Source organism: Pseudomonas fluorescens group sp. PF-1 (assembly GCF_054481335.1).
On the sequence record NZ_JBTMNG010000002.1, the window covers coordinates 1,795,539 to 1,821,280 of the forward strand.

The following is a 25,742-nucleotide window of genomic DNA, read 5'->3' on the forward strand; positions in this document are numbered from 1 at the left end:
GGCGCCGATTGGGGCGCGGCCAAGGTTTGATACGCCATTTTTTCACGTGAGATCCACGTGACTGGCGTTTAGCGTGCCCTTTGGTGCAGCTCCGTGGCTGCACCTTGAGCTGTTTGAAGAACAGGATGATTTGAAAAATGGCCACTTACGAAATCCTGATAGCCGATGACCACCCGCTTTTTCGTTCCGCCTTGCACCAAGCGTTGACTCTGGGTCTTGGCCCGGATGTCCGTCTTGTCGAAGTAGCGAGCATTGCGGAGCTGGAAACCCGTCTGACCGAAAAGGCCGATTGGGATCTTGTACTGCTGGATCTGAATATGCCGGGGGCATACGGTTTTTCAGGGTTGGTGCTGTTGCGCGGTCAGTATCCGCAGATTCCTGTGGTCATGGTCTCGGCCCAGGAAGAGGCTACGATCATGGTCAAGTCCCGTGAATTTGGCGCCAGTGGCTTCATTCCCAAGTCCAGCGACCTGGGCGTGATCCAGAAAGCCGTACGGGCGGTCCTCGATGGCGATGTTTACTGGCCACCGCAAGCGTTCGAAGCCGTCAGTGTTTCCGAAGAGGCTAAAGCGGCCAGTGAAGGCCTTGCGAGCCTGACGCCGCAGCAGTTTCGCGTGTTGACCATGGTCTGTGAAGGACTGCTGAACAAGCAGATCGCTTACGAACTGAGCGTTTCCGAGGCGACCATCAAAGCCCACGTGACCGCGATTTTCCGTAAACTGAATGTCCGGACCCGAACCCAGGCCGCGTTGCTTCTGCAACAACTTGAGTCAATTCCGAGCCATTAAGAAACAGCGTCTTCACGCTTTTTTGACTTTGGCTCATCTAGCTTTCCCACCTCTTTTTTGGTCAGTTGCATACTCTATGTCACCTTTCAAAGGCCAGACCGGCCTGAAACGCATCCTCAACGCCTCCGGCTATTCCCTTGACGGCCTGCGCGCAGCTTTCACCGGCGAAGCCGCTTTTCGCCAGTTGGTGTTGCTTAACGTCATCCTGATTCCGCTGTCGTTCTTCCTGAATGTCAGCCGTGTCGAGCAGGCATTGCTGATTGCGGTCTGCCTGCTGGCCTTGATAGTCGAGTTGCTCAATTCGGCAGTGGAAGCAGCTATCGACCGCATTTCCCTTGAATTGCACCCGTTGTCGAAAAACGCCAAAGACATGGGCAGTGCCGCGCAATTGGTGGCGTTGAGCATGATCGCGCTGGTGTGGGCCGTGATTCTGCTTTAAGCGATTGTCGGCAGCACGATCTCGTCGCTGCGCTGAACCCCGGCGGTGAAGGCGCGGCAGAGATCGAGAAACTCACGCATCGCCGACGTCTGGTATTTCTGTTTGTGCCAGATGAAATAAAACTGCCTCGCCAGGTCCAGATCCGGTGTCTCCACCGGCACCAGGCTGCCGCGCCGGAATGCGTCCCGTAGCGCCAGTCGCGAGATGCAACCAATCCCCAGGCCAGACTCCACTGCGCGTTTTATCGCTTCGGTGTGTTCCAGCTCAAGACGGATGTTGAGCGAACTTCGGTGATGACGCATCGCCTGATCGAAGGTTAATCGCGTGCCCGAGCCTTGTTCGCGCAGAATCCAGGCTTCGTGACTCAACTCATCCATGGTCGCCGTGCCGCGTTTGGCCAAGGGATGCTGCGGTGCGCAAAACACCACCAGCTCATCCTCGACCCAGCTCTGCACTTCGATGTCCGGATGGCTGCAGTCGCCTTCGATTAGACCCAGGTCAATTTCGTAGTGGGCCACTTGTTGCACAATATTGGCAGTGTTCTGTACGTGCAGCTTTACCTGGCTTTCCGGGTGGCGTTGCATGAAGCTGCCGATCAGCAAAGTGGCCAGGTAATTGCCGATGGTGAGGGTCGCGCCCACCGCCAGAGAGCCGAAGCCGGACTTGCCGTTGAGCAGGTCTTCGATTTCCTTGGCCTGATCCAGCAGGGCGACGGCTTGCGGCAGCAGCTGCTTGCCAAGGGCATTGAGGCTCAGCCGTTTGCCGGCGCGGTCGAACAGCTGGCAGCTGCATTGGCGCTCAAGCTCGGTGATCGAGGTGCTCGCCGCCGATTGCGAGAGATTGAGCAGGCCCGCAGCGCGGGACACGCTTTCCTGTTGGGCGACGGCGACAAATACTTGAAGTTGACGGAGAGTAAATCGCATATCGATATAACCGATAACCCTTATCTTAATAATCCATTTAACAGATATTGTCGCTGCCTTTAGAATGCGATGCAATTGCGCGAAGCCAACTCTTTTTCGCAGGGCAGGGCGCAGACAAATCTCCAGGAGTCCCACGTACATGAGCAACATGAACCACGAGCGTGTCCTCAGTGTTCACCACTGGAACGACACTCTGTTCAGCTTCAAGTGCACCCGCGACCCGGGCCTGCGCTTCGAGAACGGTCAGTTCGTGATGATCGGCCTGCAACAGCCCAATGGCCGCCCGCTTATGCGCGCATACTCGATTGCCAGCCCGAACTGGGAAGAGCATCTCGAGTTCTTCAGCATCAAGGTACCTGATGGTCCGCTGACTTCTCAGTTGCAGCATCTGAAGGAAGGCGACGAGATCATCATCAGCAAGAAGCCTACCGGCACGCTGGTACTGGATGACTTGAAGCCTGGCAAACACCTGTACCTGCTCAGCACCGGTACCGGTCTGGCGCCGTTCATGAGCGTCATCCAGGATCCGGAAACCTACGAGCGTTTCGAAAAAGTGATCCTGTGCCACGGCGTACGTTACGTCAACGAAGTCGCCTACCGCGAATTCATCACCGAGCACTTGCCGCAGAACGAGTTCTTCGGTGAAGCGCTGCGTGAGAGGTTGATCTACTACCCGACCGTGACCCGCGAGCCGTTCGAGAACGAAGGCCGCCTGACCGACCTGATGCGCAGTGGCAAGCTGTTCCGCGACATCGGTCTGCCGCCAATCAACCCGCAGGACGACCGCGCCATGCTGTGCGGCAGCCCGAGCATGCTCGACGAGACCAGTGAAGTGCTGAACAGCTTCGGCCTGAAAGTGTCGCCGCGGATGCGCGAACCGGGTGACTACCTGATCGAGCGTGCGTTCGTCGAGAAGTGACCGTAGGTCACCTGTAGGCTCGCGCCTACAGTAGTTTTGCAGCGTATCTGAAAAGCCCGCATGACCTGGTAAGGTCATGCGGGCTTTTTCGTTTCCGGCATTCAGCCCTTTGCAGGAACGACTTCCAGCACGCGGATCAGCTCCGGTGTCGGGTAATGCCAACGCACGTCCAGGTCCCAGAACTGCGCGCCGTACTCCCGTTCCGGTACCGGCGTCTGATAGGCCGGGCGAGGGTCTTGCGCCAGGCACTGTTCGATCAGCTCGACCAGGGGCTCCTGAAGGCGCTGAGCGTGCCCGTGGGCCTGTTGCAGGGCGGAGTCCGTCCATTGCACAGGAATCAGCTGTGGCGCGGCGCTGGCGATGGTGTTGGTGGCGCTCTCGATAACGTCGGCATAAGGCACGTAGGGCTTGATGTCGAGAATCGGCGTGCCATCCAGCAGGTCTATGCCGGATATCCACAAGCGATTGGCTTCGACCTTGTCCAGTTTGACCACGGACTGGCCAATGCCGTTGGGTCGGTGGGTCGCGCGGGTGGCGAACACGCCCATGGATTTGTTGCCGCCGAGGCGTGGCGGGCGGACCTTCAGCCGTGGTTTATCTTCCAGGGCTTGATGAAACAGGAACAGCAGCCAGACGTGGCTGACCTGCTCCAAACCCTGCACCGCATCGCCCTGATCGAATGGCGCCACCAGTTCCAGCACGCCGCGTGCGGCCGGGGCCAGTTGCGGCTGGCGCGGGATGGCGAACTTCTCCTTGAAGCAGGAACGCACGAAGCCGATGGGAGAAACGCTGTAGGTCATGGTGTGGGATCGAAGCGGAATGGGGGCGGGAATGATAACCCGATCAACCCGTGCATCGGTGCAGACTGTGAGTCTGCTATCGCGGGCAAGCCACGCTCTCCCTGTTTTTGGAGTGGGCGCGTATTGTGTGTTCGCTCGAGAACCCTGTGGGAGCGTGGTTTGCCCGCGATGGTCACACCGCAAATTTCAGAGACTGAACCCCCCATCCAGCGGAATGATATTGCCGGTCATGTAAGCCCCCGCCGTACTCGCCAGACTGATCGCCAGCGCCGCCATCTCTTCCTCCCGGCCCCAGCGCTTCATTGGAATCAACGCGGTATCTTCGGCCAATGCCTGCTCATCGTTGCCGATGTGTCGGGTCATCTTGCTCGGAAAACGTCCCGGTGCGATCACGTTGACGTTGATGTGCTGGCTCACCAGCTCCCGCGCCAGAATGCGTGACAGTTGATGCAGGGCCGCCTTGCTCGGTCCGTAGGCATAGGCTTGTTCACCGAAGGACGAAATTCCTGCAACCGAACCGATGTTGATGATCCGGGCCGGATTCGCCGGTGAGCCGGCCTTGCGCAACAGTGGCAGAAATTGCTGGATGCAATTGAACACCGACGTCACATTGAGCTGCATGACCTTTTCCCAGCCCTTGACCGGGTAACTTTCCAGTGGCGCCCCCCAGGTCGTACCTGCGTTGTTCACCAGGATATCGAGGTGGCCGATCTGCTCCCTCAAGCGTGCGGCCAGTTGCTGCACGCCTTCTTCCGTGGCCAGGTTGGCGGCGACGGCGTGACAGCGGCCAAGTGCGCCGAGCTCATCAGCCGTTTGCAGGCAGGCTTCGGCATCTCGGGCGCAGACGTAAACGGTAGCGCCCGCCTCGACATAGGCCTTGGCGATCATTTTGCCGATACCGCGAGTGCCGCCGGTCACCAGTGCGGTGCGGCCTTGCAGGGAAAAGTAGGGGTGCATGGCGATTCCTGAGAACTGAAGGTCTTAACACCCTAGTCGTCAGCCGCTGGAAGCGGAGCCACTATTTTTGTGCGGAATGGGGGGTATACGGCCCGGCTACACGCTACACGCTACAAGCCGGGCCCTGTCCGCTTGCGGCTTGTAGCTTGCAGCTGCTTCAGGCTCTCACTCGAAGAGTGAGCCCCTTAAGGAAATTGCGCAGCAACTGGTCGCCGCACGGGCGATAGTTGGTGTGGCCGAACTTGCGGAACAGGGCGCTCAACTCAGGTTTGGACACCGGGAACTCGGCAGCCTTGAGAATCGCGTGCATGTCGTCTTCTTTCAGTTCGAAGGCCACGCGCAGCTTTTTCAGGATGATGTTGTTGGTCACTGGCACTTCGATTGGCTGCGGTGGTCGGCTTTCGTCCTTGCCGCGCTTGAAGATCACCAGGCCGTCGAGGAAATGCGCCATGACTTCGTCCGGGCAGCGTACGAAGCCTTCTTCGTCTTCCTCTTTCTTGTCGAGGTAGCTCACCAGGTCGGCGAGGGCCACGTCCATGCCGCCGAGCTTGATGATCTCGATGACTTTCTTGTCGCTGATGTCGAGCATGTAGCGCACGCTGCGCAATACGTCGTTATGAATCATGTGAGCAATCCTGATAATTCAGCTATGGGCGTCGCAGAAAACAGCAACGCCGAAATGTGTGGCGGCGCGAGCGTCTTAGAACTTCTCTTTGCCGGTCAGATAGCGCCATTGCCCCAGGGGCACTTTGCCGATGGAAACGCCGCCGATACGGATGCGGCGGATGGCCACGACCTTCAGGCCGACAGCCTGGCAGAACAGGGCGATCACGCCCGGTTGCGGGTTCTTCATGGCGAACCGCAGGCGGTTTTCGTTCTGCCAACTGGCCTTCACCGGTGGCAGCTCCTTGCCCTTGTAGGTCAGGCCGTGCTGCAAGCGATTGAGGCCGTGCTCAACCATGTCGCCCTCGACCTCGACCACGTATTCCTGCTCGATCTTGCTCGCGTCGGCGGTGAGTTTGCGCAGGATCTTCCAGTCCTGGGTGAACACCAGCAAGCCGCTGGCATTGGCTTGCAGGTCGGTGCTGGCGGTCAGGCGCAGGAAGTGACCCTTGAGCGGGCGTTTGCCGTAGCGGTGCTCCTCGCTCAGGGTTTCGGCGCTAATGGTCGCCATGGCGGTTTGCGCATCCATGCCGGCAGGCACGTTGAGCAGAAGGGTCACCGGCTCCGGCGCGCTAGCCTTGGCATCCTTGTCGAGTTCGACTTTCTGGTCGCCAACCTTGAATTGCGGTTCATCGATGACTTCGCCGTCGACGGTGACCCAGCCGCCCTCGATGAACAGCTCAGCCTCCCGACGGGAGCAGCCGACGAGTTCGATGAGGCGTTTGGAGAGTCGAATCGGGTCAGTCATGACAAGGCCGTAACAAAAAAGGGGTGGGCATTGTACCTGCCTGGCGCCGGTTAATCCCGGAACCATTTTGCCGCAGGGGCTTTTTGTAGGTGCTGGCTTGTCGTTCCGTGTGGTGTCAGCCAAGTCGTGAGCGCTGCTGGTTTTGGCGCATCCGCATATGCAACAGCGGATACGGCTGCCCCATGCCGTCGACTTCAGAACGTCCAATGACTTCGAAGCCCTGTTTAAAGTAAAAACCGAGGGCTTGCGGGTTCTGTTCGTTGACGTCCAGTTCATCGGCATTCAGGTGCTCCATGGCGTAGCGCAGCAACTGCTTGCCCAAGCCCTGGCCGCGGTGTGCGGGGTCGATGAAAAGCATTTCGATCTTGCCTGCCGCGACCCCGGCGAATCCGGTAATGCGCTGGCGTGGGTCTTTGGTGCAGATCAGCATGACCGCATCGAGGTAGCGGGTCAGCACCAGGTTTTTCAGCAATTCGATGTAGCTGTCTGGCAGAAAGTCATGGGTGGCCCGTACCGAAGCCTCCCAAACCCGTGTCAGTTCTTCGTAGTCGCTCAGTTTCGGCGTATGGATGACCGAATGTTGGCGCATGCCCGACTGCTCCTTCTTTTTTCAACCGGTTGTGAGGGAAGAGAAATCCGTTCTTCATAAAACGATAGCCGTAAAAAAGCCCCGCATCTCGTCAAGAGAGCGGGGCTTTTCGTATTTTTGGTGCTTAGATCTGTTCAGCCCACAGGTCATATTCGTCGGCGTCGGTCACTTTGCACCAGACCTTGTCGCCCGGCTTCAGGTTGCTGCCGTTGTCGATGAACACGTTGCCATCAATTTCCGGGGCATCGAAGAAGCAACGGCCGACTGCGCCTTGCTCGTCGACCTCATCGACCAGCACTTCGATTTCACGGCCGATGCGCAGTTGCAGGCGCGCCGAGCTGATCGCCTGCTGGTGCGCCATGAAGCGCTCCCAGCGATCCTGTTTGACCTCGTCCGGGACGACTTCCAGATCCAGATCGTTGGCTGGAGCGCCTTCGACCGGCGAGTACTGGAAGCAGCCGACGCGGTCGAGTTGCGCTTCGGTCAGCCAGTTCAGCAGGTATTGGAAGTCTTCTTCGGTTTCGCCGGGGAAGCCGACGATGAAGGTCGAACGGATGATCAGGTCCGGGCAGATCTCGCGCCAGTTCTTGATACGCGCCAGGGTTTTGTCTTCGAACGCCGGGCGTTTCATTGCCTTGAGGACTTTCGGGCTGGCGTGCTGGAACGGGATGTCCAGGTACGGCAGGATCTTGCCGGCCGCCATCAGCGGGATCAACTCGTCAACGTGCGGGTACGGGTAAACGTAGTGCAGGCGAACCCAGACGCCCAGGGTGCTGAGGGCTTCGCAGAGTTCGGTCATACGGGTTTTCACCGGCGCGCCGTTCCAGAAGCCGGTGCGATATTTCACATCGACGCCGTAGGCGCTGGTGTCCTGGGAGATGACCAGCAGCTCCTTGACGCCGGATTTGACCAGGCGCTGGGCTTCGTCGAGCACATCACCCACTGGACGGCTGACCAGTTTGCCGCGCATCGACGGGATGATGCAGAAGCTGCAGCTGTGGTTGCAGCCTTCGGAAATCTTCAGGTAGGCGTAGTGGCGCGGGGTCAGTTTGATCCCTTGAGGCGGCACCAGGTCGATCAGCGGGTTGTGATCCTGGCGCGGGGGCACGACTTCGTGCACCGCGTTGACCACTTGTTCGTACTGCTGAGGGCCGGTGACGGCCAGTACACTCGGGTGCACGTTGCGGATATTGCCTTCTTCGACGCCCATGCAACCGGTCACGATGACCTTGCCGTTTTCCTTGATGGCTTCGCCGATCACTTCCAGGGATTCCGCCTTGGCCGAATCGATGAAGCCGCAGGTATTGACGACCACTACGTCCGCATCCTGATAAGTGGACACGACGTCATAGCCTTCCATGCGCAGCTGGGTAAGGATGCGCTCGGAGTCGACCAGTGCTTTCGGGCAACCCAGGGATACGAAGCCAACCTTGGGATTGGCCGGCGCAGGAGTGGTGGACATGTCTAACCTCGGTATTTTGTGACGCCTCCAGCCGTGATCGGCAAGGCGACAGATGGACGCTTTATCGCGCCTCTGATCAAAAAGTGCGCAATTCTAGCGATGGCAAGCGCACTTGACCAGCTTTATGCAGGGAAATACGACGAGTGCTGCGCTATGCTTCGCGCCGTTAGGCTTTACCGAATTTTTACAGTCATCAAAACGTCTGTAACGCGAAGTAAAACAGCGCATGCTGCACGACAAAGCATAGTGCTTCTTCAAAAGAAGCCCGGGTCTGGGTAGTAGGAGTGGTGGATGGGTCAGGCAAGTAGTCAGGCTGCGGGCGCCGGGCATTCGGCGGCAAAGCCGATCGGCATGCTGGTCGCGGCGGTTGGGGTGGTATATGGCGATATCGGCACGAGCCCGCTGTACACCCTCAAAGAGGTGTTTACAGGCCACTATGGCGTTCCGGTCAATCATGACGGCGTATTTGGGATTCTGGCGCTGATTTTTTGGTCGCTGGTCTGGGTTGTTTCGATCAAGTACGTGCTGTTCATTCTGCGGGCAGACAACCAGGGCGAAGGCGGGATCATGGCGCTGACGGCACTTGCTCGTCGCGCCTCATCGCCCTATCCGAAGCTGCGATCAGTGCTGGTGATTCTGGGACTGATCGGCGCGGCGCTGTTTTATGGCGACAGTATGATCACCCCGGCGATTTCCGTGCTGTCGGCGGTGGAGGGGCTGGAGCTGGCGTTCGAGGGGCTGGAACGCTGGGTGGTGCCCTTGGCACTGCTCGTGCTGGTGGCGTTGTTTCTGATCCAGAAGCACGGTACAGACCGAATCGGCAAGCTGTTCGGCCCAGTCATGGTGCTGTGGTTCGTGGTGCTGGGTGTGCTTGGCGCCAACGGTATTGTGCAGCACCCGGAAGTCCTTAGCGCGCTGAACCCGATGTGGGGTGTGCGGTTCTTCATGGTGCATCCGGGCATGGGTGTTGCCATCCTGGGCGCTGTGGTGCTGGCCTTGACCGGGGCCGAAGCGTTATACGCTGATATGGGCCACTTCGGCCGCAAGCCGATCGCCCGTGCCTGGTTCGCCCTGGTGCTGCCGGCGCTGGTGCTCAACTACTTTGGCCAGGGCGCCTTGCTGCTGGAAAACCCGGACGCGGCGCGCAACCCGTTCTACCTGTTGGCGCCGAGCTGGGCGTTGATCCCGCTGGTGGTGCTGGCGACCCTGGCCACGGTGATTGCTTCGCAAGCAGTGATCTCTGGCGCGTTCTCGTTGACTCGTCAGGCGATTCAACTGGGGTATATCCCGCGCATGCACATTCAGCACACATCCAGTGCCGAGCAGGGGCAGATCTACATTGGTGCGGTGAACTGGGCGCTGATGGTTGGCGTGATCCTGCTGGTGCTAGGCTTTGAATCCTCCGGCGCGTTGGCCTCGGCCTATGGTGTGGCGGTAACCGGAACCATGCTGATCACCAGTATTCTGGTCTCCGCTGTGATGCTGTTGTTGTGGAAATGGCCACCCGTGCTGGCGGTGCCAATCCTGGTGGGCTTTCTGCTGGTGGACGGGCTGTTTTTTGCCGCCAACGTGCCAAAAATCATTCAGGGTGGTGCCTTCCCGGTTCTGGCGGGGATCGTGTTGTTTATCCTGATGACCACCTGGAAGCGCGGCAAAGAGTTGCTGGTGGATCGTCTGGACGAGGGCGGCCTGCCGCTGCCGATTTTCATCAGCAGCATCGCCGTACAACCACCGCATCGTGTTCAGGGCACCGCTGTATTCCTCACGGCTCGGCCGGACGCCGTGCCTCACGCGTTGTTGCACAATCTGTTGCATAACCAGGTGCTGCACGAGCAAGTGGTGCTGCTGACGGTGGTGTATGAGGATATCCCGCGTGTGCCGTCATCTCGACGGTTCGAGGTCGACGCCTATGGTGAGGGTTTCTTCCGCGTGATCCTGCACTTCGGTTTCACTGACGAGCCGGACGTACCGCAAGCGTTGAAGCTGTGCCATCTGGATGAGCTGGACTTCAGTCCGATGCGCACGACCTACTTCCTCAGTCGTGAGACGGTCATCGCCTCTAAAATCGAAGGCATGGCCCGCTGGCGTGAGGCGCTGTTTGCCTTTATGTTGAAAAACGCCAACGGCAACCTGCGCTTCTTCAATCTGCCGCTGAACCGAGTGATCGAGCTGGGTACTCAGGTCGAGATGTAAACCTGAATCAAAAGCCCCCGGTGCCTTTCGGTATCGGGGGCTTTTTGTTGTCTGGCAATTGAATGAACCTTGCGCGGATACCCTGTGGGAGCGAGCAGGATAAGTAGTACCTGCTGAAATGAAAAAGCCCCCACGCTTATGTAGCGGTAGGGGCTTTTTTGCTTGCTCGGTTTACATCACTCCTGCGCCGTCGTCTCTTCCTTGGCCTGGCGTTTTATGATGATGTCCACCAGGCGCTTGGCCAGGGCCGGGTAGTTCTCGTCGAAGTGGTGACCGCCAGGCAGTTTAATGGCTTCGCCCACGGCAGTCTTGTCGGTGCAGCCGCTTTCGTCGACTTCTTCTTCACCGTAGATGCACACCACTTTGGCGGCAGGCAGCTTGGCCATTTCCGGGCCGGTGGCGGCTTCCTTGCCGGCGTTGCCAAGCCAGCCTTCGACCTCGATCTCGAAGCTGCCGGTGCGGGCGAAGGCCAGCAGGATGATCGCGTCGACGCGCTGCTGCTCGGACTCCGCCAGGCGGTTGTAGATCGCTGGCAACACATCGGCACCAAACGAGTAGCCGGTGAGGATGAAACGCTTGGTGCCCCATTTCTGCCGGTAGTGCTGCATCAGCTCGGCAAGGTCCAGGGCGCTTTGCTCAGGGCTTTTGTGCTGCCAGTAGTAGCGCAGGGTATCGATGCCGACCACGGGGTAGCCGATCTTCGCCATTTCGCCCGCCACGTCGCGGTCGAGGTCACGCCAGCCACCATCTCCGGACAGGAACAGGGTCACGGTGTCCTTGGCCTGGCCGGCCGGCACTTCAACCACAGGAATCTGCAGGCCGCCCGAGGCCTTGTCGCCACCGACCAGAATCTTGCGCAGTTCGTTGTTCAGCACTTGCGGCAAGTTGATGTCGTAGTCGCTGATGCTGGTTTCGGCGTTGGGCTGGTCGCGCACGAAGCCGGCACTGGTGTCATCCGGGTTGTCGTTCCACGCCACCAGCCAGTGGCCGTGGGAGGCGCTTTTTGGCAACAGGTGCGTGCAGCCACCCTTTTCCAGGGCCAGGTCGACCGAGACAGCCTGGGCCTTGTCGTTTTTCTGTTCGGACAACCAGCGCCAGGCGAGTACTGCGCCGGGGCCTATGCCGCTGACCAGGGTTGCCGGGCCTTTGAGTTCTCTCAGGCCCGACTGCAGGGCACGGCTTTGCAGCAGGCAGTCCTTGGGCAGGATCACTTGAACAATCTGCGCTGAGCCGCTGCGGCTCAGGGTCATCAATTGTTTGTCGCTGAGTTTCTGTTCCTCGGTGACCGCCACCAGCACCTGGGCGTGTGGCGTGGTCCCGGGGATGACGCGGGTCATCGCCGCGCCGTCGGCCGGGGTCAACAGTTCGAGGGTCGGTTCCGGTGCCGGGCGTTTCAGGTACCAGTAGCCACCACCGAGAATCAGGGCCAGCACCACCAGTGTGCCCAGGACGTACCGCAAGGAGCGTTGAATCATCAGCGTTTCACCAATCCAGTCAAGCCGCCCGCGATCAGGGCAGCAGTATCGGCCAGGGCAACCAGCGGATCGAGTCCGGCGGGCACGGCCATATAACGGGGTTCCCAGTCTGGCTGGAACTTGTCTTTGAAGCGGCGCAAGCCTTGGAAGTTGTAGAGCTGCTCACCACGGCGGAAAACCATCGAGCCCAGGCGCTGGGTCAAGGGGGCGCCGCGACGGGGTTGTAACCCCGACAATGGCACCATGCCCAGGCTGAAGCGTGCATATCCGTGATTTTTATAATGCTGAATCAGGCCGACCATCATGAATTCCATGGTCAGTTTGGGTGCGTCCGGGTGCGCGCGCATCAGGTCGAGGCTGGTCAGGTCATGGCTATAGGTCTCGAGCAGGTTGGCGAATGCCACCGGACGTCCTTCGAAACGAATCACCGCAATGCGGAAATGCTTGAGGTAGTCATCGCTGAAGCGGCCAAGGGAGAAGCCTTTCTCGCGTACGTTCTTGCCGGTCAGCCAGGCATCGGATATCACCTTCAGCTCATCCATCGGCGCCTGGCCCGGCTCGAAGATCTCCAGCGACAGACCGTCGCGTGTGCCACGGTTCCAAGTGTAGCGCAGGTCCTTCATCTCTTTGCCCTTGGCTTCGAGATCGAAGCGATGCAGATCCACCCGGGCTTCCTCGCCGAGTTTGATCGCCGTCAGGCCGATGTCCATGTAGTACGGCAGGTTTTCCGCGCGCACTTGATAGAACACGGGGCGGGCGTGGTGGATGTCGCACAGGTCACGGAACTGCCAGATCATCTCCGCCCGTTGCTGGCCCGGACCAATCGGGTCATACAGCGCCACCAGGCTGCGGCCACGGCGGGCGTACATCAGGAACGCCTCGTCGTTGGGGTGAAACAGCAGTGCCTTGTCGCCGGTCAGGGCCAGGCCGCCATCGGGTTGCGCCGAGGCCATCAGAATCCTGCTGGCGCGCTCCAGTTCATCGGGGGTCGGCAGGTGGATGACCGGGCGCGCAGTGCGCAGCAGCCAGGTCAGGGACACCACAACCAGCAGTACGGCGGCACCGAGCAACGAACGCAAGCCGCGGGGTGCGTCGGCGTCGAGGGTGAACTGCCACCAGAGCTGATGGCTGTACGGAACGTCCTGATAGGCAAACAGCAGCAGCCACATCGAGGCGCCCAGCACACACAGGCTGGCCACCAGATAGAGTGGTGAGAACGGCACTTCCGTCAGGCGGCTGGGGCGATAGAACGAACGCCGGAAAACCCCCAGCAAAGCTGCGGTCAGGGTCATCAGGCAGGCTTCTTCCCAGTCGAAGCCCTTGAGCAGCGAAAGCAGGGCGCCCACCAGCAACAGAATGGTGGTCAGCATCCACGCGGCCGACAGTCGACGACGCAGGCCTTGGGCCAGCAACAGGCACAGCACGCCGATCAGGCTGGCGCCAAAGTGCGAGGCATCGACCAGCCGATGGGGAATCAGAAAACCGATGTGTTCCAGTCGGGTGTCGATTTCCGGCGTGGCGCCTGAAAACAACAGCACCACGCCGGACAGGAACACCAGCACCGCCAGAATCGGCGCAGCCAGGCCCGATGCCGCCCGCAGGGACTGGCGCGTCTGGAATACGCGCTGACCTTCGTTGATCAGCAACAACAGGCAGGCCACCAGCATCGGCAGTACGACGTAGATCAGGCGATACAGCAGCAGGGCGGCGGCCAGTGGCGCGGCACCGAGTTTGTCGGAAAACGCGGCCAGCAAAATCGCCTCGAATACACCGACACCACCCGGTACGTGGCTGAGTACGCCAGCGGCCAGGGCCAGCAGGTAGACCAGCAGAAAGGCGCCGAAGGGCGGTGCTTCCGGCAGCAGCAAGTAAAGCACGGTGGCGGCGGCGGCAACGTCCAGGGCTGTGATGATCAATTGCAGGAAGGTCAGGCGACGCCCCGGCAGGCGCAAGGTGCGACGCCCGACCTTAACCATCAGGTTGTCCGCGTAAGGTTGTTCCGGCAAGCGACGACGGTAGATGCCGATGGCCAGTACCGAAAACAGTAGTAATACGGCAGTGGCGACGGCACCCAGCAAGAGTTCGGATAGACCCAGTGCAGCGGAGGCCGCTGGCAGGTCGCTGAGCGTCGCCAGCGCGGCGAGCGGTGGCAGGGCGCACCCAAGCGAGAGGCTGGCGAACAAGGTCATGTGGGCGACCTCGGCGGCCCCCAGACCGTGACGCGCATATAAGCGGTAGCGAACCGAACCGCCTGACAGCATCGAAAGGCCGATGGCATTACCAATGGCGAATGCGGTGAAGCCTCCCAGTGCCAAGGTTCGCGGCGTCAGGTTCGCGCCGGCGTAGCGACTGGCCGACCATTCGTAACCCAGCAAAATGATGAAACCCACCACGGTAGCGCCCAGAGCACCCAGCAATGCGGGTTTGGGAACGTCGAGGATCGAGTCGTGCAGAGCGTCCAGATCGAGCTCGCTCAACAAATGACGGCAGGCAATCAGCGCGATCGCGAACAGCAGCAGGGTCACCGCCAAGCCGATGGGTTGACGGTATTTGCTGACCAGATCGAGCAGGCGCAGGCGCTCCGCCTTGATCGGTTGTGTCGCTGTGACGGTGTCTTGTGAATCAGACGAGTTGGCGCGCATCAATCACCTCTTGGATTGTGCGCGACAGGATGGGGGTATCCAGCCAAGTTACCAATCCCTGTAGAAAAAAATAATCACAAATATTAACGCCTATCACCGGCTCTCGGCGACGGCACGTCATCAGTCGTAGAGGGCCAAGTCTGCGATTGAGCATAGTCGGAACTCAGCGCATCGGTGGCCCCGGACGGCTCACTACACAGTGACAGATCATTGTTGCGAAAGGGTTTTTTCAACAGATACAAAAAAGGCCACTCTTTCGAGTAGCCTTTTTTGATGTTTGGTTGCGGGAGCCGGATTTGAACCGACGACCTTCGGGTTATGAGCCCGACGAGCTACCAGACTGCTCCATCCCGCGTCTGTGTGGCGGCATTCTATAGAGATACGCCGGGGTGTCAACCGTTAATCCTGAACCAGGTCAAATAAACGCAAAAACGCGGCGAACGGTCGCAGGTGAGGCTTAAGTTTCGGAATCAGAACGATTTCTGGTTTGCCGTGGCGCTGAGGCGTGCCCTTATGGTGCGCCGTCTGCACAAAACAGGCAGGCACAAAAAAGGCCACTCTTTCGAGTAGCCTTTTTTGATGTTTGGTTGCGGGAGCCGGATTTGAACCGACGACCTTCGGGTTATGAGCCCGACGAGCTACCAGACTGCTCCATCCCGCGTCTGTGGATCGGCATTCTATAGAGATACGTTAGCGTGTCAATCATAAATTTCGATAAAACCTGTTTCTGTTCAATCGCTTAGCTTGCTTTTGACGGTATGTGGCAGGGCTGGAAGGCAGGCGTGGCAAGGCTTTCAGCTCTATTGGCGTAAGTAATTCGATTGAAAAAATAAATTTGTCGGCGGCTTTCCTACGATTGGAAAAGAACATTCCGACTACTGGTGCTATATACAGGTGTCAGTGAGATACTGGCCGTCTGACACGGCATGACGCCGTTTCTCCACCCTGAACACCGCGTTGATATGACCCAGCGAAAAATCATCCACGTTGATTGTGACTGTTTCTACGCCGCCATCGAGATGCGTGACGACCCGCGCCTGGCCGGTAAACCCCTGGCGGTAGGTGGGTCGGCGGATCGGCGTGGAGTGATCGCGACCTGTAATTACGAAGCGCGGGCTTACGGTGTGCGCTCGGCGATGTCCTCCGGGCATGCGTTGAAGCTGTGTCCGGACCTGACCATCGTCAGGCCGCGAATGGATGCCTACAGAGAGGCGTCCAAGGAAATTCACACGATTTTTCGCGATTACACCGACATCATCGAGCCGCTTTCACTGGATGAGGCCTATCTCGATGTGTCGGACAGCGCGCATTTCGGCGGCAGTGCCACGCGAATTGCCCAGGATATTCGCCGACGAGTGTCCAATCAGTTGCATATCACCGTTTCAGCAGGCGTGGCGCCGAACAAATTTTTGGCCAAAATCGCCAGCGACTGGAAAAAGCCCAACGGTTTGTTTGTGATCACGCCGGATCAGGTCGAAGACTTTGTCAGCGGCTTGCCGGTGAACAAGTTGCACGGGGTCGGCAAGGTCACTGCGGATAAGTTGGCCAAACTCGGAATTGCCGATTGTCTGCAATTGCGCGAGTGGGAAAAGTTGGCGCTGGTGCGCGAATTCGGCAGTTTTGGTGAGCGACTCTGGAGTCTGGCCCGTGGGATTGACGAACGCCTGGTGCATAACGACAGTCGCCGACAGTCGATCAGTGTCGAAAATACCTACGATGTCGATCTGCCCGATTTGCGGAGTTGCCTGGATAAGTTGCCAGAACTGCTGGAAACCCTGAAAACCCGCATGGAGCGAATCGACAGCAGCTATCGACCAGGCAAGCCGTTCGTCAAAGTGAAGTTTCATGACTTTACCCAAACCACACTGGAGCAGGCCGGGGCAGGGCGGGATTTGGGCAGTTATCAGTTGATGCTGACCCAGGCGTTCAATCGCGGCGGTAAGCCGGTGCGATTGTTGGGTGTGGGAGTGAGGCTGGAGGATTTGCGCGGCGGGTTCGAGCAGATGGAGTTGTTTGAGCGGTAGTTCCAGGGTGCCTGCCAGGCCCCTTCGCGGGCGATTCGATTTGCCCGCGATGCTCTGAGCGTTTAGTTCGGCCCCGGATCTGCTACCAGTCGTCCGGCATCCTTGGTCAGTGCCTTGAGGAATTCGGTCTGCAGTTCGGGATCGTTACGGGTCAGTTCGATCAGGCTTTGTTCCAGTTCACTGGCTTCTTCCTCCAGCCCCAGTTCCGACAGGCGTTTGACCCGGTGTACCCATTGGCTCACTTCGTCGTCTTCGAGGTCGTCGTAAATCAGGCCATGAGCTTCGAGCAATTTGCCGCGCAGCGTGCTGCTGAGCGCCAGGGACGAATCGCTATGCACATCGCCCTTTGAGTCATCGACGCTGATCTGCAGCTTACCCAGATGATTGAGGTCATATTCGGCGAACGGGCTGTCCAGCAGATTCAGGCGCAAGACGCCATTTTTGTCGGTGGTCAGTTCGAAGGTTTCCTTGCCGGCCTTGACCTCGACCGGCCGTTCGCTCCAAGGCAGGCTTGAGTATTCCTTACGCTTGTCGCGCTGGACTTCATCGATACCGGCCAGGTTCTGTTGCGCACGACCGTTGGATTGGACGTTCATGAACGGGTTGAGTCCGGCGAAACCGTAGCTGAGCCAGTCCTTGGTCATGCTGTCGGGAAGATTGCCCAGGGCAAACACGTTAACCACGTTCGCGCCTACGCCGCCCACCACCGCCACTGCACCCAGCGGGATCTCGTAGATCTCCCGCCAGGGTTGATAAGGCGTATAGCGATCGTAATGACGGGTGACTTCGAACTCGGTGACTTCGAAGGTCTTCTGCTCGTGGATCTTTACCCGGCGTTGCGGGAGCTCAAGCACCTTGGGCTCACCGACATCGATCTGCAGGCTGTGATCGAGCAATTTGCGCTCGACACGTTCCTCGTGCTCGCTGCGTTGTGACATGTGATTGGCACAGCCGCTGACCAGCAGGGTGCCGCACAGGGCGGCACCACCGAGGCCTAAGGTGTTTCGCTTGAACATGACGTCTCTATCTGGTTTCAGCGGCGGATACGGGCCTGCAGGAAAGACAGTACGTCAGCGACCGGCAGCGCTTGCGGCTCGGCCTCGGTACGGCTCTTGTATTCCAGGTTGCCTTCGGCGAGGCCGCGGTCACTGACCACGATCCGGTGAGGAATGCCGATCAGCTCCATGTCCGCGAACTTGATGCCCGGGCTGGTTTTCTTGTCGCGGTCGTCCAGCAGCACTTCGAAGCCGGCTGCAGTCAGTTCTGCATACAGCTTGTCGGTGGCTTCGCGAACCAGCTCGGTTTCGTAGCGCAGTGGTACCAGGGCGACCTGGAACGGTGCGAGCGCGTCGCTCCAGATGATCCCTTTTTCGTCGTTGTTCTGCTCGATGGCAGCGGCAACCACGCGGGAAACACCAATGCCGTAGCAGCCCATTTCCAGGGTGATCGGCTTGCCGTTCTCGCCCAGCACTTCGCACTTCATCGCTTTGCTGTACTTGTTGCCCAGCTGGAAGATATGCCCGACTTCGATGCCGCGCTTGATCTCCAGGGTACCTTTGCCATCCGGGCTTGGGTCGCCGCTGACGACGTTACGCAGGTCGGCAACGGTCGGAACCGGCAGGTCGCGTTCCCAGTTCACGCCGAAATAGTGCTTGTCGTCGATGTTCGCACCGATGCCGAAGTCGCTCATCAGCTCGACCGAGCGGTCGATGATGATAGGCAGTGGCAGGTTCAGCGGGCCGAGGGAGCCGGCGCCGGCGCCGATGGCGTCGCGCAGTTCGGTTTCGGAAGCCATGACCAGCGGGCTGGCAACGCCCGGTTGGTTAGCAGCCTTGATTTCGTTCAGTTCGTGGTCGCCACGGATGATCAGGGCAATCAGCTTGCCTTTCTCTTCAGCGTGAACCACCAGGGTCTTGATGGTCTTCTCGATCGGCAGGTTGAAGCCTTCGACCAGTTGCGCGATGGTCTTGGCGTTCGGCGTGTCGACCAGGCGCAGTTCTTCAGTCGGTGCTGCGCGGGAGGTTTCGCGCGGTACGGCTTCAGCCTTCTCGATGTTCGCGGCGTAGTCGGAACCGTTGCTGAAGACGATATCGTCTTCGCCGGACTCGGCCAGTACGTGGAATTCGTGGGAGCCGGCACCGCCAATGGAGCCGTTATCGGCTTCAACCGGGCGGAATTTCAGGCCCAGGCGGGTGAACACGTTGCAGTACGCCTGATGCATGCGGTCGTAGGTGACCTGCAGCGATGGCTGGTCAGCGTGGAACGAATAGGCGTCCTTCATGATGAATTCGCGGCCGCGCATCAAACCAAAGCGTGGGCGGATTTCGTCACGAAACTTGGTCTGGATCTGGTAGAGGTTGATCGGCAGCTGCTTGTAGCTGCTCAACTCGTTGCGCATCAGATCGGTGATGACTTCTTCGTGGGTCGGGCCGGCGCAGAAATCGCGACCATGACGATCCTTGAAGCGCAGCAATTCAGGGCCGTACTCTTCCCAGCGACCGGATTCCTGCCACAGCTCTGCCGGTTGAGTGCTCGGCATCAACACTTCAAGCGAGCCGGCAGCGTTCATTTCTTCACGAACGACGGCTTCGACCTTGCGCATTACTCGCAAGCCCATCGGCAGCCATGTATACAGGCCCGAGGCGAGTTTGCGGATCATGCCGGCGCGCAGCATCAGCTGGTGGCTGATCACGACCGCATCGGAAGGCGTTTCTTTCTGTGTGGCGAGCAAAAATTGACTGGTGCGCATGGTTGGCCGTTGTCGGTTGCTGATGACGAGAAATGACGGAGCATTGTACGGGCGAGATCCGCTGTCGTACAGAAGTGCGGCCGGCGGTGTGGCAGGAGGGCGGGAATCTCTGCGCCCTCTGCAAGGTTTCCTGCGTATTTCTTACGATTCCTCCGCGACCTGGGTCGGAACCGGTTCCGGCGTCGGTGTCGGTCCTGCGCGGCGGCTCTCCTGGAACCAGTGCAAGGCGATCAATACCAGGGTCGGAACGCCCAGCACGGCGGTGATCAGGAAGAAGTTGTGGTAGCCGAATTTCTCCACCATGACGCCTGAGTAGCCGCCGATCAGGCGTGGCAGCAAGAGCATGATCGAGCTGAGCAGGGCATATTGGGTGGCTGAGAACTTCAGGTTGGTCAGGCTCGACAGGTAGGCGACGAAGGCTGAAGTCGCCATGCCGGAGCTGAAGTTATCCAGTGAAATGGTGACGATCAGCATGTTCAGGTTGGGGCCCATGTCCGCGAGCATCAGGAACAACAGGTTGGTTGCCGCCGATGCGGCGCCACCGATGAACAGGATCGGCAAGATGCCAAAACGCACGATCAGCAGGCCGCCCATGCCGGCGCCCACCAGCGTCATGATCAGGCCGAATATTTTGCTGACGCTGGCAATCTGATCTTTGGTGAAGCCCTGGTCGATGTAGAAGACGTTGGCCATCACACCCATGACCGTATCGGACATCCGATAGGTGGCGATCAGCCCAAGCAGCAGCAGGGCTTGCCAGCGGTAACGCAGAATGAAGTCGTTGACCGGCGTCAGCACTGGCGCGAGGCCACGGCGGCCCATGGTCGACAGGCACAGCGCAGTCAGCGTGGTATAGAGAATTGCCCGAAGGAACGCGCGGTCTTCGAGCAGCAGATCGAGCAGGCTCACGCCATGGAAGAGCACGCTGGCAAAGTCGGTGTTGTAGAGCTGGGTAAACATCGCCGGGACGGACACCAGCAGTACGATCAGTACGAACACTGAAGCCAGTTGATGCGCGAAGCTATAACGCCCGGCCTGCAGCTGGGTGCGCAGCGGGACCGGTGGTTCGCGCATGAAGAGGGAAGTCAGCAGCGCCGGTATCATCAGGGCGCCGAACAGCACGTAGGTGCCGGTCCAGGCGGAGTGCTGATAGTTGAAACCGGTGGAGCCGAAGCCTTCGGCGAAGAACAGGGCGCCTGCCGTCGCCAGCAAAGCGGCAATCCGATAGCCGGACATGTAACTGGCGGCGAGGGCGGCCTGGCGACTGTCTTCGGCGATCTCCAGGCGGTAGGCGTCCACGGCGATGTCTTGCGTTGCCGAGGCGAATGCGACAATGACCGCGATGGCGATCAGCCAGGAAAGGTGTTTTTGCGGGTCGCAAAAGCCCATCCCGATCAGGCCGAGGATCACCAGTGATTGCGACAAAACAAGCCAGGAGCGTCGTCGACCGAGCTTGCCCAGCAGGGGCAGGCGCCATTGGTCGAGCAGAGGCGACCAGACCCATTTGAAGGCATAGGCCAGACCGATCAGGCTTGCATAGCCGATGGTTTCGCGAGCCACACCGGCTTCGCGCAGCCAGACCGAAAGAGTCGAGAACACCAGCATGTACGGCAGGCCGGCGGCGAAACCCAGCAGTAACAGTACAAGCGTCGAGGGGCTGGCATATGCGGCGAGCGCGGCGCGCCAGGTTTTACGGGGCATGGGCTGGAGTCTGCCTCAAGAAATACGGAAACAAAGCGCGCACTCTAACCGCTGTGCTCTACCGGGCGCCAGCCATGACGCTGAATATCAACACGATTGTTCAGGATACTGATGCCCTCCATGCGCAATCGGGCGCGTTGTTCGTCCCCGGATGGACTGCCCGCGGGCAGGCTGATGCGCCCGCCGGCGGCGAGTACGCGGTGCCAGGGTAATTTGCTGTCGCCGGGCAACTGGCTCAGTGTCCGACCGACCCAGCGGGCGGCGCGCCCCAGTCCGGCCAGTTCGGCCAATTGGCCATAACTCACCACTTTGCCCTCCGGCACTTGTGCGAGTGTCAGGTAGAGCGCCGTGCGTCGGATTTGTGCCGCACTCTCGTTGCCATTGGTTGGTTCGATCACATCCGGGGTTCCTGAAAAAGTTCGCAGTACCGTCTGTAGAGTAAATCCTTGATCGTCCATTGAGAAATGAACTCAATAGATAGGGGCGGGGTCAGTCCTAGCCAGGGCCTTATTCCTGCGAATAGGGCCAATTCTTTTTGCGTACCTGAGCCTGTATTTGCTTATGTTCTCCAGAACCGTGTTGTGTCTCGCCATCGTCAGTGCTTCTACCCCCTTGCTCGCGGATACCGTGTGGTTGAAGAACGGTGACAAGTTGAGTGGCAAGATCATTCTGTTCGATGGTGGCAAGCTGTTGATCCAGACCGAATACGCCGGCGCGGTCCCCATTGACTGGAAGCAGGTCAAAACACTGGAAAGTGATCAGGAACTGTTGGTCAAGCAGGACGCCTACACCGGCGAGAAGGCCAAGTCGTTGCATGCTGCGGAGGATGGCAAGGTCATTTTGGCCAATGGCGAGGCTCCCAAGACAGTCGAGCTGGCCAGTGTCCAACAAATCCTCAAACCCAAGCCGGTGGTCGAAGACTTGGTATGGAAGGGCAATATCGACGCGGCCCTGGATTACCAGCGTGCGGACAAAGATACCGATGATTACGACATCGACTTCAAGACTACTGCCCGCCATGGTCGTTGGCGGCACATCGCGGAAGGCGAATACAATCGCGAGTTCCAGGATGACGTTGTCACTACGGACAACTGGCGAGCTGAATACTCCCTCGACCGCTTCATCACCGACAAATGGTTCTGGGAAGGTCGTCTGGTTTACAAACGCGACAAGGTAGAAGACCTGTCTCGTCAGCGTACCGTGGGTACCGGTCCTGGCTATCAGTTCTGGGATGACGAATTAGGTGCATTTTCCCTGGGGTCGCTGGTCAATCGCACCGATTATGAGTACCGCGACGGCAGCAAGGAGAATTTCTATTCCCTGGCCATGAAATGGGATTACAACCGTTACCTGATTGGCAAGAAGGTGGCGTTTTTCACCAGTGGTGAGGTGGCCAAGCCGTTGTCGGGCGTGGCCGACTACGCGCTCGATGCCGAGATGGGGCTGCGCTATAAAGTGACCGACTGGGCGTCGCTGAACCTCAAGGCCGAGAGGGATATTGTCAGTGGTTCCGATGAGGCTGACTTGAGTAAGACCCGTTACACCGCAGGGTTTGGTGTGACTTGGTAAGTGCTGAAATACGCAGCTTCGGCTGCGTTTTTCTATGCCTGGAAAAACACGCAGGCACAAAAAAGCCCCGCTGTTGAGGGCGGGGCTTTTTACTAAAGCAAGTACAAGTTAGATAACTTGAACTTCTTCAGCTTGCATGCCTTTCTGACCGCGGGTAGCGATGAAAGAAACCTGTTGGCCTTCTTTCAGGCTTTTGAAGCCGTCGGATTGGATAGCTTTGAAGTGAACGAACAGGTCGTCACCGGATTGTGGAGTGATGAAGCCGAAGCCTTTTTCATCGTTGAACCACTTAACGGTACCGGTTTGGCGATTAGACATGGTGTAACTCCTTGAACAAAGATAACTGCGACTCAGGAAGAACCCTGGCCGAGACTGAGTGCAAAGAGCAGGAAAAATTCTTGTAGATGGTTGGATCGAAATTCAACATATCGTGTAGAGATTCTCAGTGACACAAGCAGCACAGTGACGCCACCTTAACCCTTTTTCCGGAACGTGCCAATGTTTCTTGCGAAGGTTTCTTGGTTTTCGTGATCGACGGTGCATCCGATTGTTTCAAGGGGCCAGTGATTTCGGATGATTGTCGAGAATTGTGACCCGGTCTTTGAACCCAAGGGCGTGCCCCGGTAAGATGCCGGACAGATTTTTTCCACCTCGCTATTCAGGACACCCGCCATGAGCATCAAATCGGACAAGTGGATTCGCCGCATGGCGCAAGAGCACGGCATGATCGAGCCCTTCGTGGAGCGTCAGGTGCGCGGCAGCGACGATAGCCGTGTGATCTCCTATGGTGTGTCCAGCTACGGCTACGATGTGCGTTGCACCAATCATTTCAAGGTGTTCACCAACATCAATTCGGCTATCGTCGACCCGAAAAACTTCGATGCTGGCAGCTTCGTCGACATCCACAGCGACGTATGCATCATTCCACCGAACTCCTTCGCCCTGGCCAGCACCGTCGAATACTTCCGCATTCCACGTAATGTGCTGACCATTTGCCTGGGTAAAAGCACCTACGCGCGTTGCGGCATCATCGTCAACGTCACGCCGCTCGAGCCTGAGTGGGAAGGTCACGTGACCCTGGAATTTTCCAACACCACCAACCTGCCGGCGAAAATCTACGCCAATGAAGGCGTGGCACAGATGCTGTTCCTTGAGTCTGACGAAGAGTGTGAAGTGTCTTACAAGGACCGTGGCGGCAAGTATCAGGGCCAGCGTGGCGTGACCCTGCCGCGGACCTGAGTCAGCCGTCTGACGAACCGTGGGAATTCCTGGGCGAGCGTACACTCTATGGAGTGTACTGCTCTGATTCGCGCAACGCGGACCGGACCATCGCTCAGGAGTGCTTTATGAAGATCGACCCGCGAATAAGTGCCGAACTGGCAAGGCTTGAGCCCAATCAGGTTGGCGTCCTGGCCTGGTCCTTGTTGGCACACCCTCCGATCAGCATGGCCGGAGGCATCCCCGGCCAGCCTGATCCCGATACCCCCAACGAACAGCCCACCGAGCCCGGTGAGCCCACCTTGCCGGATGAGCCGCCTCCCGCCCCTGTGGCCTGACCGCCTGCGCAGAAAAATGAATGGTCAGTCAGCTGAGGTCTGTGAAGACTTCAGCTGACTGACCATATTTCGTTGTCGCCGATAACAAAGATCCTACAGTTGTTGTCCCGGCGGACTTCATGGTCACCAGCAAACGCATCGAAAGCGCTGCTGCTTGTGCGTCGGCGCGGGCGAAGATCGCTCCAGTGTTGATCGACTCATATCCGGCAATAACTGTAAACGTCGTCGAAACCTATTTCCGATCCGGCCGTGTTTTTATTCCGGCGTTGCTCGTTCTGCGACTTTTTGGAAAAGGTCGGCGGCGGGCAGTTATTCCGCCTATGAAAAGGACATTCAGATGAGTACAAATCGATCGGGGCATTTAAGTGCCGATGTGAGCACGGCAGGCGATCCCCTACCGTTTCGCGTGACGCACGGACTCTACTTCCATGATCGGCCAGGCATCCACTGTATCGAGGCTGATAACGGGAAGGGGACAGCGTTTTATGTCTATCTGCCGGTTGGAATCCAGAGTGGCAGCTTCAGTCTGGGGCTTAGTGAGCGGTCCCCCATGGTTATCCATGTGACGGGCAACTCCGAAGCCGAGTTGTATCGAGGCGCACTTGATTTGACCGTGGGTGGAGATGCGCAGTTTGCCGGAAGCTTCAGTGGGATAGATGCAGACGGTCTGGAAGTGACCAATGGCCGTTTCAGGCTTGAGCACGATGCGAGTGCTTGATGTTTGAGTGAGGGGAGCCGGGAATGCGGCTCCCCTTTTTTCGTTCGGCGTTTATTTCAGGTTACCGCTGAGGAATTGCTTCAATCGCTCACTCTTCGGATTGCCCAGCACGTCTTCCGGCGCGCCTTCCTCTTCCACCAGGCCCTGATGCAGGAACAGCACCTGGCTCGAGACCTTGCGGGCGAAGCTCATTTCGTGGGTCACCATGATCATGGTCCGGCCTTCTTCGGCCAGGCCCTGGATTACGCGTAGCACCTCACCCACCAGCTCCGGGTCGAGCGCCGAAGTCGGCTCATCGAACAGCATGACCTCCGGCTCCATGGCCAGCGCCCTGGCAATGGCCACCCGCTGTTGCTGGCCGCCGGAGAGGAATGCCGGATATTGGTCCGCCACCCGCGCTGCCAGGCCAACCTTGTCCAGATAGCGTCGTGCGCGGTCTTCGGCTTCCTGCTTGCTGCACCCCAGCACCCGGCGCGGGGCCATGGTGATGTTTTCCAGCACGGTCATGTGGCTCCACAAGTTGAAGTGCTGGAACACCATGGCCAGGCGGGTACGGATCCGTTGCAGCTCATCGGGATCGGCGACATGCATGCCGTGTCGATCCTTGATCATGCGGATCGCCTGGCCGTCGAGGCTCATGGCGCCGTCGTTGGGTTGTTCGAGAAAGTTGATGCAGCGCAGAAAGGTACTTTTACCCGAGCCGCTGGCGCCGATCAGGCTGATGACGTCGCCGGTGTTGGCCTTGAGCGAAACGCCTTTGAGCACCTGATGATCGCCGTAGCTTTTATGCAGGCCTTCGATGGTCAGTTTGTACATGGAACGGGCAT

At 58.8% G+C, this 25,742-nt stretch carries 24 protein-coding genes and 2 tRNA genes; 9 read left to right on the top strand and 17 right to left on the bottom strand.

Features of this window, described 5'->3' with window-relative positions; translation table 11 throughout:
* Window positions 1–137 precede the first annotated feature (137 nt).
* Together erdR and ACX3YD_RS23000 are read left to right on the top strand one after the other, a co-directional pair.
* Entirely contained in the window at window positions 138–788 is a 651-nt protein-coding gene (erdR, locus tag ACX3YD_RS22995) for a response regulator transcription factor ErdR (protein ID WP_103403582.1), read from the top strand.
* Window positions 789–864: 76 nt separating this feature from the next.
* Window positions 865–1,227: a diacylglycerol kinase gene (locus ACX3YD_RS23000; RefSeq protein ID WP_008153979.1), complete on the top strand. Its 363-nt coding sequence runs from the start codon at window positions 865–867 to the stop codon at window positions 1,225–1,227.
* On the opposite strand, the gene ACX3YD_RS23005 is transcribed toward ACX3YD_RS23000, so the two are convergent.
* Window positions 1,224–2,150 (bottom strand): LysR family transcriptional regulator, encoded by a 927-nt coding sequence (locus tag ACX3YD_RS23005; RefSeq protein WP_033047456.1) that lies wholly within the window; start codon window positions 2,148–2,150, stop codon window positions 1,224–1,226. The two genes, ACX3YD_RS23000 and ACX3YD_RS23005, sit on opposite strands and share 4 nt — an antisense overlap.
* Before the next feature lie 139 nt (window positions 2,151–2,289).
* On the opposite strand from ACX3YD_RS23005, the gene fpr reads away from it, so the two are divergent.
* The gene (gene fpr, locus ACX3YD_RS23010; protein ID WP_458961124.1) at window positions 2,290–3,069 is read left to right on the top strand and encodes a ferredoxin-NADP reductase; all 780 of its coding nucleotides are present in this window, start codon (window positions 2,290–2,292) and stop codon (window positions 3,067–3,069) included.
* A gap of 101 nt (window positions 3,070–3,170) precedes the next feature.
* Here fpr and tsaA read toward each other — a convergent pair whose 3' ends face one another.
* The 6 genes from tsaA to rimO form a co-directional block, all read right to left on the bottom strand.
* Window positions 3,171–3,869, bottom strand: coding sequence for a tRNA (N6-threonylcarbamoyladenosine(37)-N6)-methyltransferase TrmO (gene tsaA, locus ACX3YD_RS23015; RefSeq protein ID WP_458961125.1), 699 nt, complete (start codon window positions 3,867–3,869; stop codon window positions 3,171–3,173).
* A gap of 186 nt (window positions 3,870–4,055) precedes the next feature.
* Window positions 4,056–4,826 carry an SDR family oxidoreductase gene (locus ACX3YD_RS23020; protein WP_103403580.1) on the bottom strand — a complete coding sequence of 257 codons (771 nt, stop codon included), beginning with the start codon at window positions 4,824–4,826 and terminating at the stop codon, window positions 4,056–4,058.
* A 157-nt stretch (window positions 4,827–4,983) separates the two neighbouring features.
* The gene (locus ACX3YD_RS23025; protein WP_047526374.1) at window positions 4,984–5,451 is read right to left on the bottom strand and encodes a YehS family protein; all 468 of its coding nucleotides are present in this window, start codon (window positions 5,449–5,451) and stop codon (window positions 4,984–4,986) included.
* 75 nt (window positions 5,452–5,526) lie between these two features.
* Complete coding sequence (locus tag ACX3YD_RS23030) at window positions 5,527–6,237, bottom strand: rRNA pseudouridine synthase (RefSeq protein ID WP_090467468.1); 711 nt, start codon at window positions 6,235–6,237, stop codon at window positions 5,527–5,529.
* A gap of 115 nt (window positions 6,238–6,352) precedes the next feature.
* A complete protein-coding gene (locus ACX3YD_RS23035; RefSeq protein ID WP_458961126.1) occupies window positions 6,353–6,826 on the bottom strand; it encodes a GNAT family N-acetyltransferase in 474 nt (157 codons plus the stop codon).
* Window positions 6,827–6,950: 124 nt separating this feature from the next.
* Complete coding sequence (gene rimO, locus ACX3YD_RS23040; RefSeq protein WP_247254860.1) at window positions 6,951–8,288, bottom strand: 30S ribosomal protein S12 methylthiotransferase RimO; 1,338 nt, start codon at window positions 8,286–8,288, stop codon at window positions 6,951–6,953.
* 291 nt (window positions 8,289–8,579) lie between these two features.
* Here rimO and ACX3YD_RS23045 point away from each other — a divergent pair, with 291 nt between their 5' ends.
* A complete protein-coding gene (locus ACX3YD_RS23045; protein WP_458961127.1) occupies window positions 8,580–10,481 on the top strand; it encodes a potassium transporter Kup in 1,902 nt (633 codons plus the stop codon).
* A 176-nt stretch (window positions 10,482–10,657) separates the two neighbouring features.
* Here ACX3YD_RS23045 and ACX3YD_RS23050 read toward each other — a convergent pair whose 3' ends face one another.
* The 4 genes from ACX3YD_RS23050 to ACX3YD_RS23065 all read right to left on the bottom strand — a co-directional run bounded on the left by ACX3YD_RS23050 (window position 10,658) and on the right by ACX3YD_RS23065 (window position 15,259).
* Window positions 10,658–11,956 (bottom strand): virulence factor family protein, encoded by a 1,299-nt coding sequence (locus ACX3YD_RS23050; RefSeq protein ID WP_103403576.1) that lies wholly within the window; start codon window positions 11,954–11,956, stop codon window positions 10,658–10,660.
* Entirely contained in the window at window positions 11,956–14,598 is a 2,643-nt protein-coding gene (gene mprF, locus ACX3YD_RS23055) for a bifunctional lysylphosphatidylglycerol flippase/synthetase MprF (RefSeq protein ID WP_458961128.1), read from the bottom strand. The genes ACX3YD_RS23050 and mprF overlap by 1 nt, the downstream gene beginning before the upstream one ends.
* A gap of 278 nt (window positions 14,599–14,876) precedes the next feature.
* Window positions 14,877–14,953: transfer RNA gene (locus tag ACX3YD_RS23060), tRNA-Met, on the bottom strand.
* 229 nt (window positions 14,954–15,182) lie between these two features.
* Window positions 15,183–15,259: transfer RNA gene (locus tag ACX3YD_RS23065), tRNA-Met, on the bottom strand.
* A 301-nt stretch (window positions 15,260–15,560) separates the two neighbouring features.
* Here ACX3YD_RS23065 and dinB point away from each other — a divergent pair.
* Window positions 15,561–16,622: a DNA polymerase IV gene (gene dinB, locus ACX3YD_RS23070; protein ID WP_090467474.1), complete on the top strand. Its 1,062-nt coding sequence runs from the start codon at window positions 15,561–15,563 to the stop codon at window positions 16,620–16,622.
* Window positions 16,623–16,684: 62 nt separating this feature from the next.
* Here dinB and ACX3YD_RS23075 read toward each other — a convergent pair whose 3' ends face one another.
* From ACX3YD_RS23075 to ACX3YD_RS23090, 4 genes are all read right to left on the bottom strand, one after another.
* A complete protein-coding gene (locus ACX3YD_RS23075) occupies window positions 16,685–17,638 on the bottom strand; it encodes a hypothetical protein (protein WP_090467476.1) in 954 nt (317 codons plus the stop codon).
* 17 nt (window positions 17,639–17,655) lie between these two features.
* Complete coding sequence (locus ACX3YD_RS23080) at window positions 17,656–19,371, bottom strand: proline--tRNA ligase (protein ID WP_103403574.1); 1,716 nt, start codon at window positions 19,369–19,371, stop codon at window positions 17,656–17,658.
* Window positions 19,372–19,512: 141 nt separating this feature from the next.
* Complete coding sequence (locus ACX3YD_RS23085) at window positions 19,513–21,072, bottom strand: AmpG family muropeptide MFS transporter (protein ID WP_458961129.1); 1,560 nt, start codon at window positions 21,070–21,072, stop codon at window positions 19,513–19,515.
* A 44-nt stretch (window positions 21,073–21,116) separates the two neighbouring features.
* Entirely contained in the window at window positions 21,117–21,470 is a 354-nt protein-coding gene (locus ACX3YD_RS23090; RefSeq protein WP_458961130.1) for an MGMT family protein, read from the bottom strand.
* Between the two features lie 163 nt (window positions 21,471–21,633).
* Between ACX3YD_RS23090 and ACX3YD_RS23095 the strand changes: the two genes are divergently transcribed.
* Window positions 21,634–22,641: a DUF481 domain-containing protein gene (locus ACX3YD_RS23095; RefSeq protein WP_458961131.1), complete on the top strand. Its 1,008-nt coding sequence runs from the start codon at window positions 21,634–21,636 to the stop codon at window positions 22,639–22,641.
* A gap of 108 nt (window positions 22,642–22,749) precedes the next feature.
* Here the strand turns inward: ACX3YD_RS23095 and ACX3YD_RS23100 are convergent, their stop codons facing one another.
* Window positions 22,750–22,959 carry a cold-shock protein gene (locus ACX3YD_RS23100; protein ID WP_002554837.1) on the bottom strand — a complete coding sequence of 70 codons (210 nt, stop codon included), beginning with the start codon at window positions 22,957–22,959 and terminating at the stop codon, window positions 22,750–22,752.
* Window positions 22,960–23,313: 354 nt separating this feature from the next.
* Here ACX3YD_RS23100 and dcd point away from each other — a divergent pair, with 354 nt between their 5' ends.
* The 3 genes from dcd to ACX3YD_RS23115 all read left to right on the top strand — a co-directional run bounded on the left by dcd (window position 23,314) and on the right by ACX3YD_RS23115 (window position 24,915).
* Entirely contained in the window at window positions 23,314–23,880 is a 567-nt protein-coding gene (gene dcd / locus ACX3YD_RS23105) for a dCTP deaminase (protein ID WP_007904652.1), read from the top strand.
* A gap of 107 nt (window positions 23,881–23,987) precedes the next feature.
* Window positions 23,988–24,197, top strand: coding sequence for a hypothetical protein (locus ACX3YD_RS23110; RefSeq protein ID WP_017336784.1), 210 nt, complete (start codon window positions 23,988–23,990; stop codon window positions 24,195–24,197).
* A 337-nt stretch (window positions 24,198–24,534) separates the two neighbouring features.
* Window positions 24,535–24,915: a hypothetical protein gene (locus tag ACX3YD_RS23115; protein WP_103403570.1), complete on the top strand. Its 381-nt coding sequence runs from the start codon at window positions 24,535–24,537 to the stop codon at window positions 24,913–24,915.
* A gap of 51 nt (window positions 24,916–24,966) precedes the next feature.
* On the opposite strand, the gene ACX3YD_RS23120 is transcribed toward ACX3YD_RS23115, so the two are convergent.
* Window positions 24,967–25,731, bottom strand: a complete 765-nt coding sequence (locus ACX3YD_RS23120) for an ABC transporter ATP-binding protein (RefSeq protein WP_047526429.1) — start codon at window positions 25,729–25,731, stop codon at window positions 24,967–24,969.
* Window positions 25,732–25,742 lie beyond the last annotated feature (11 nt).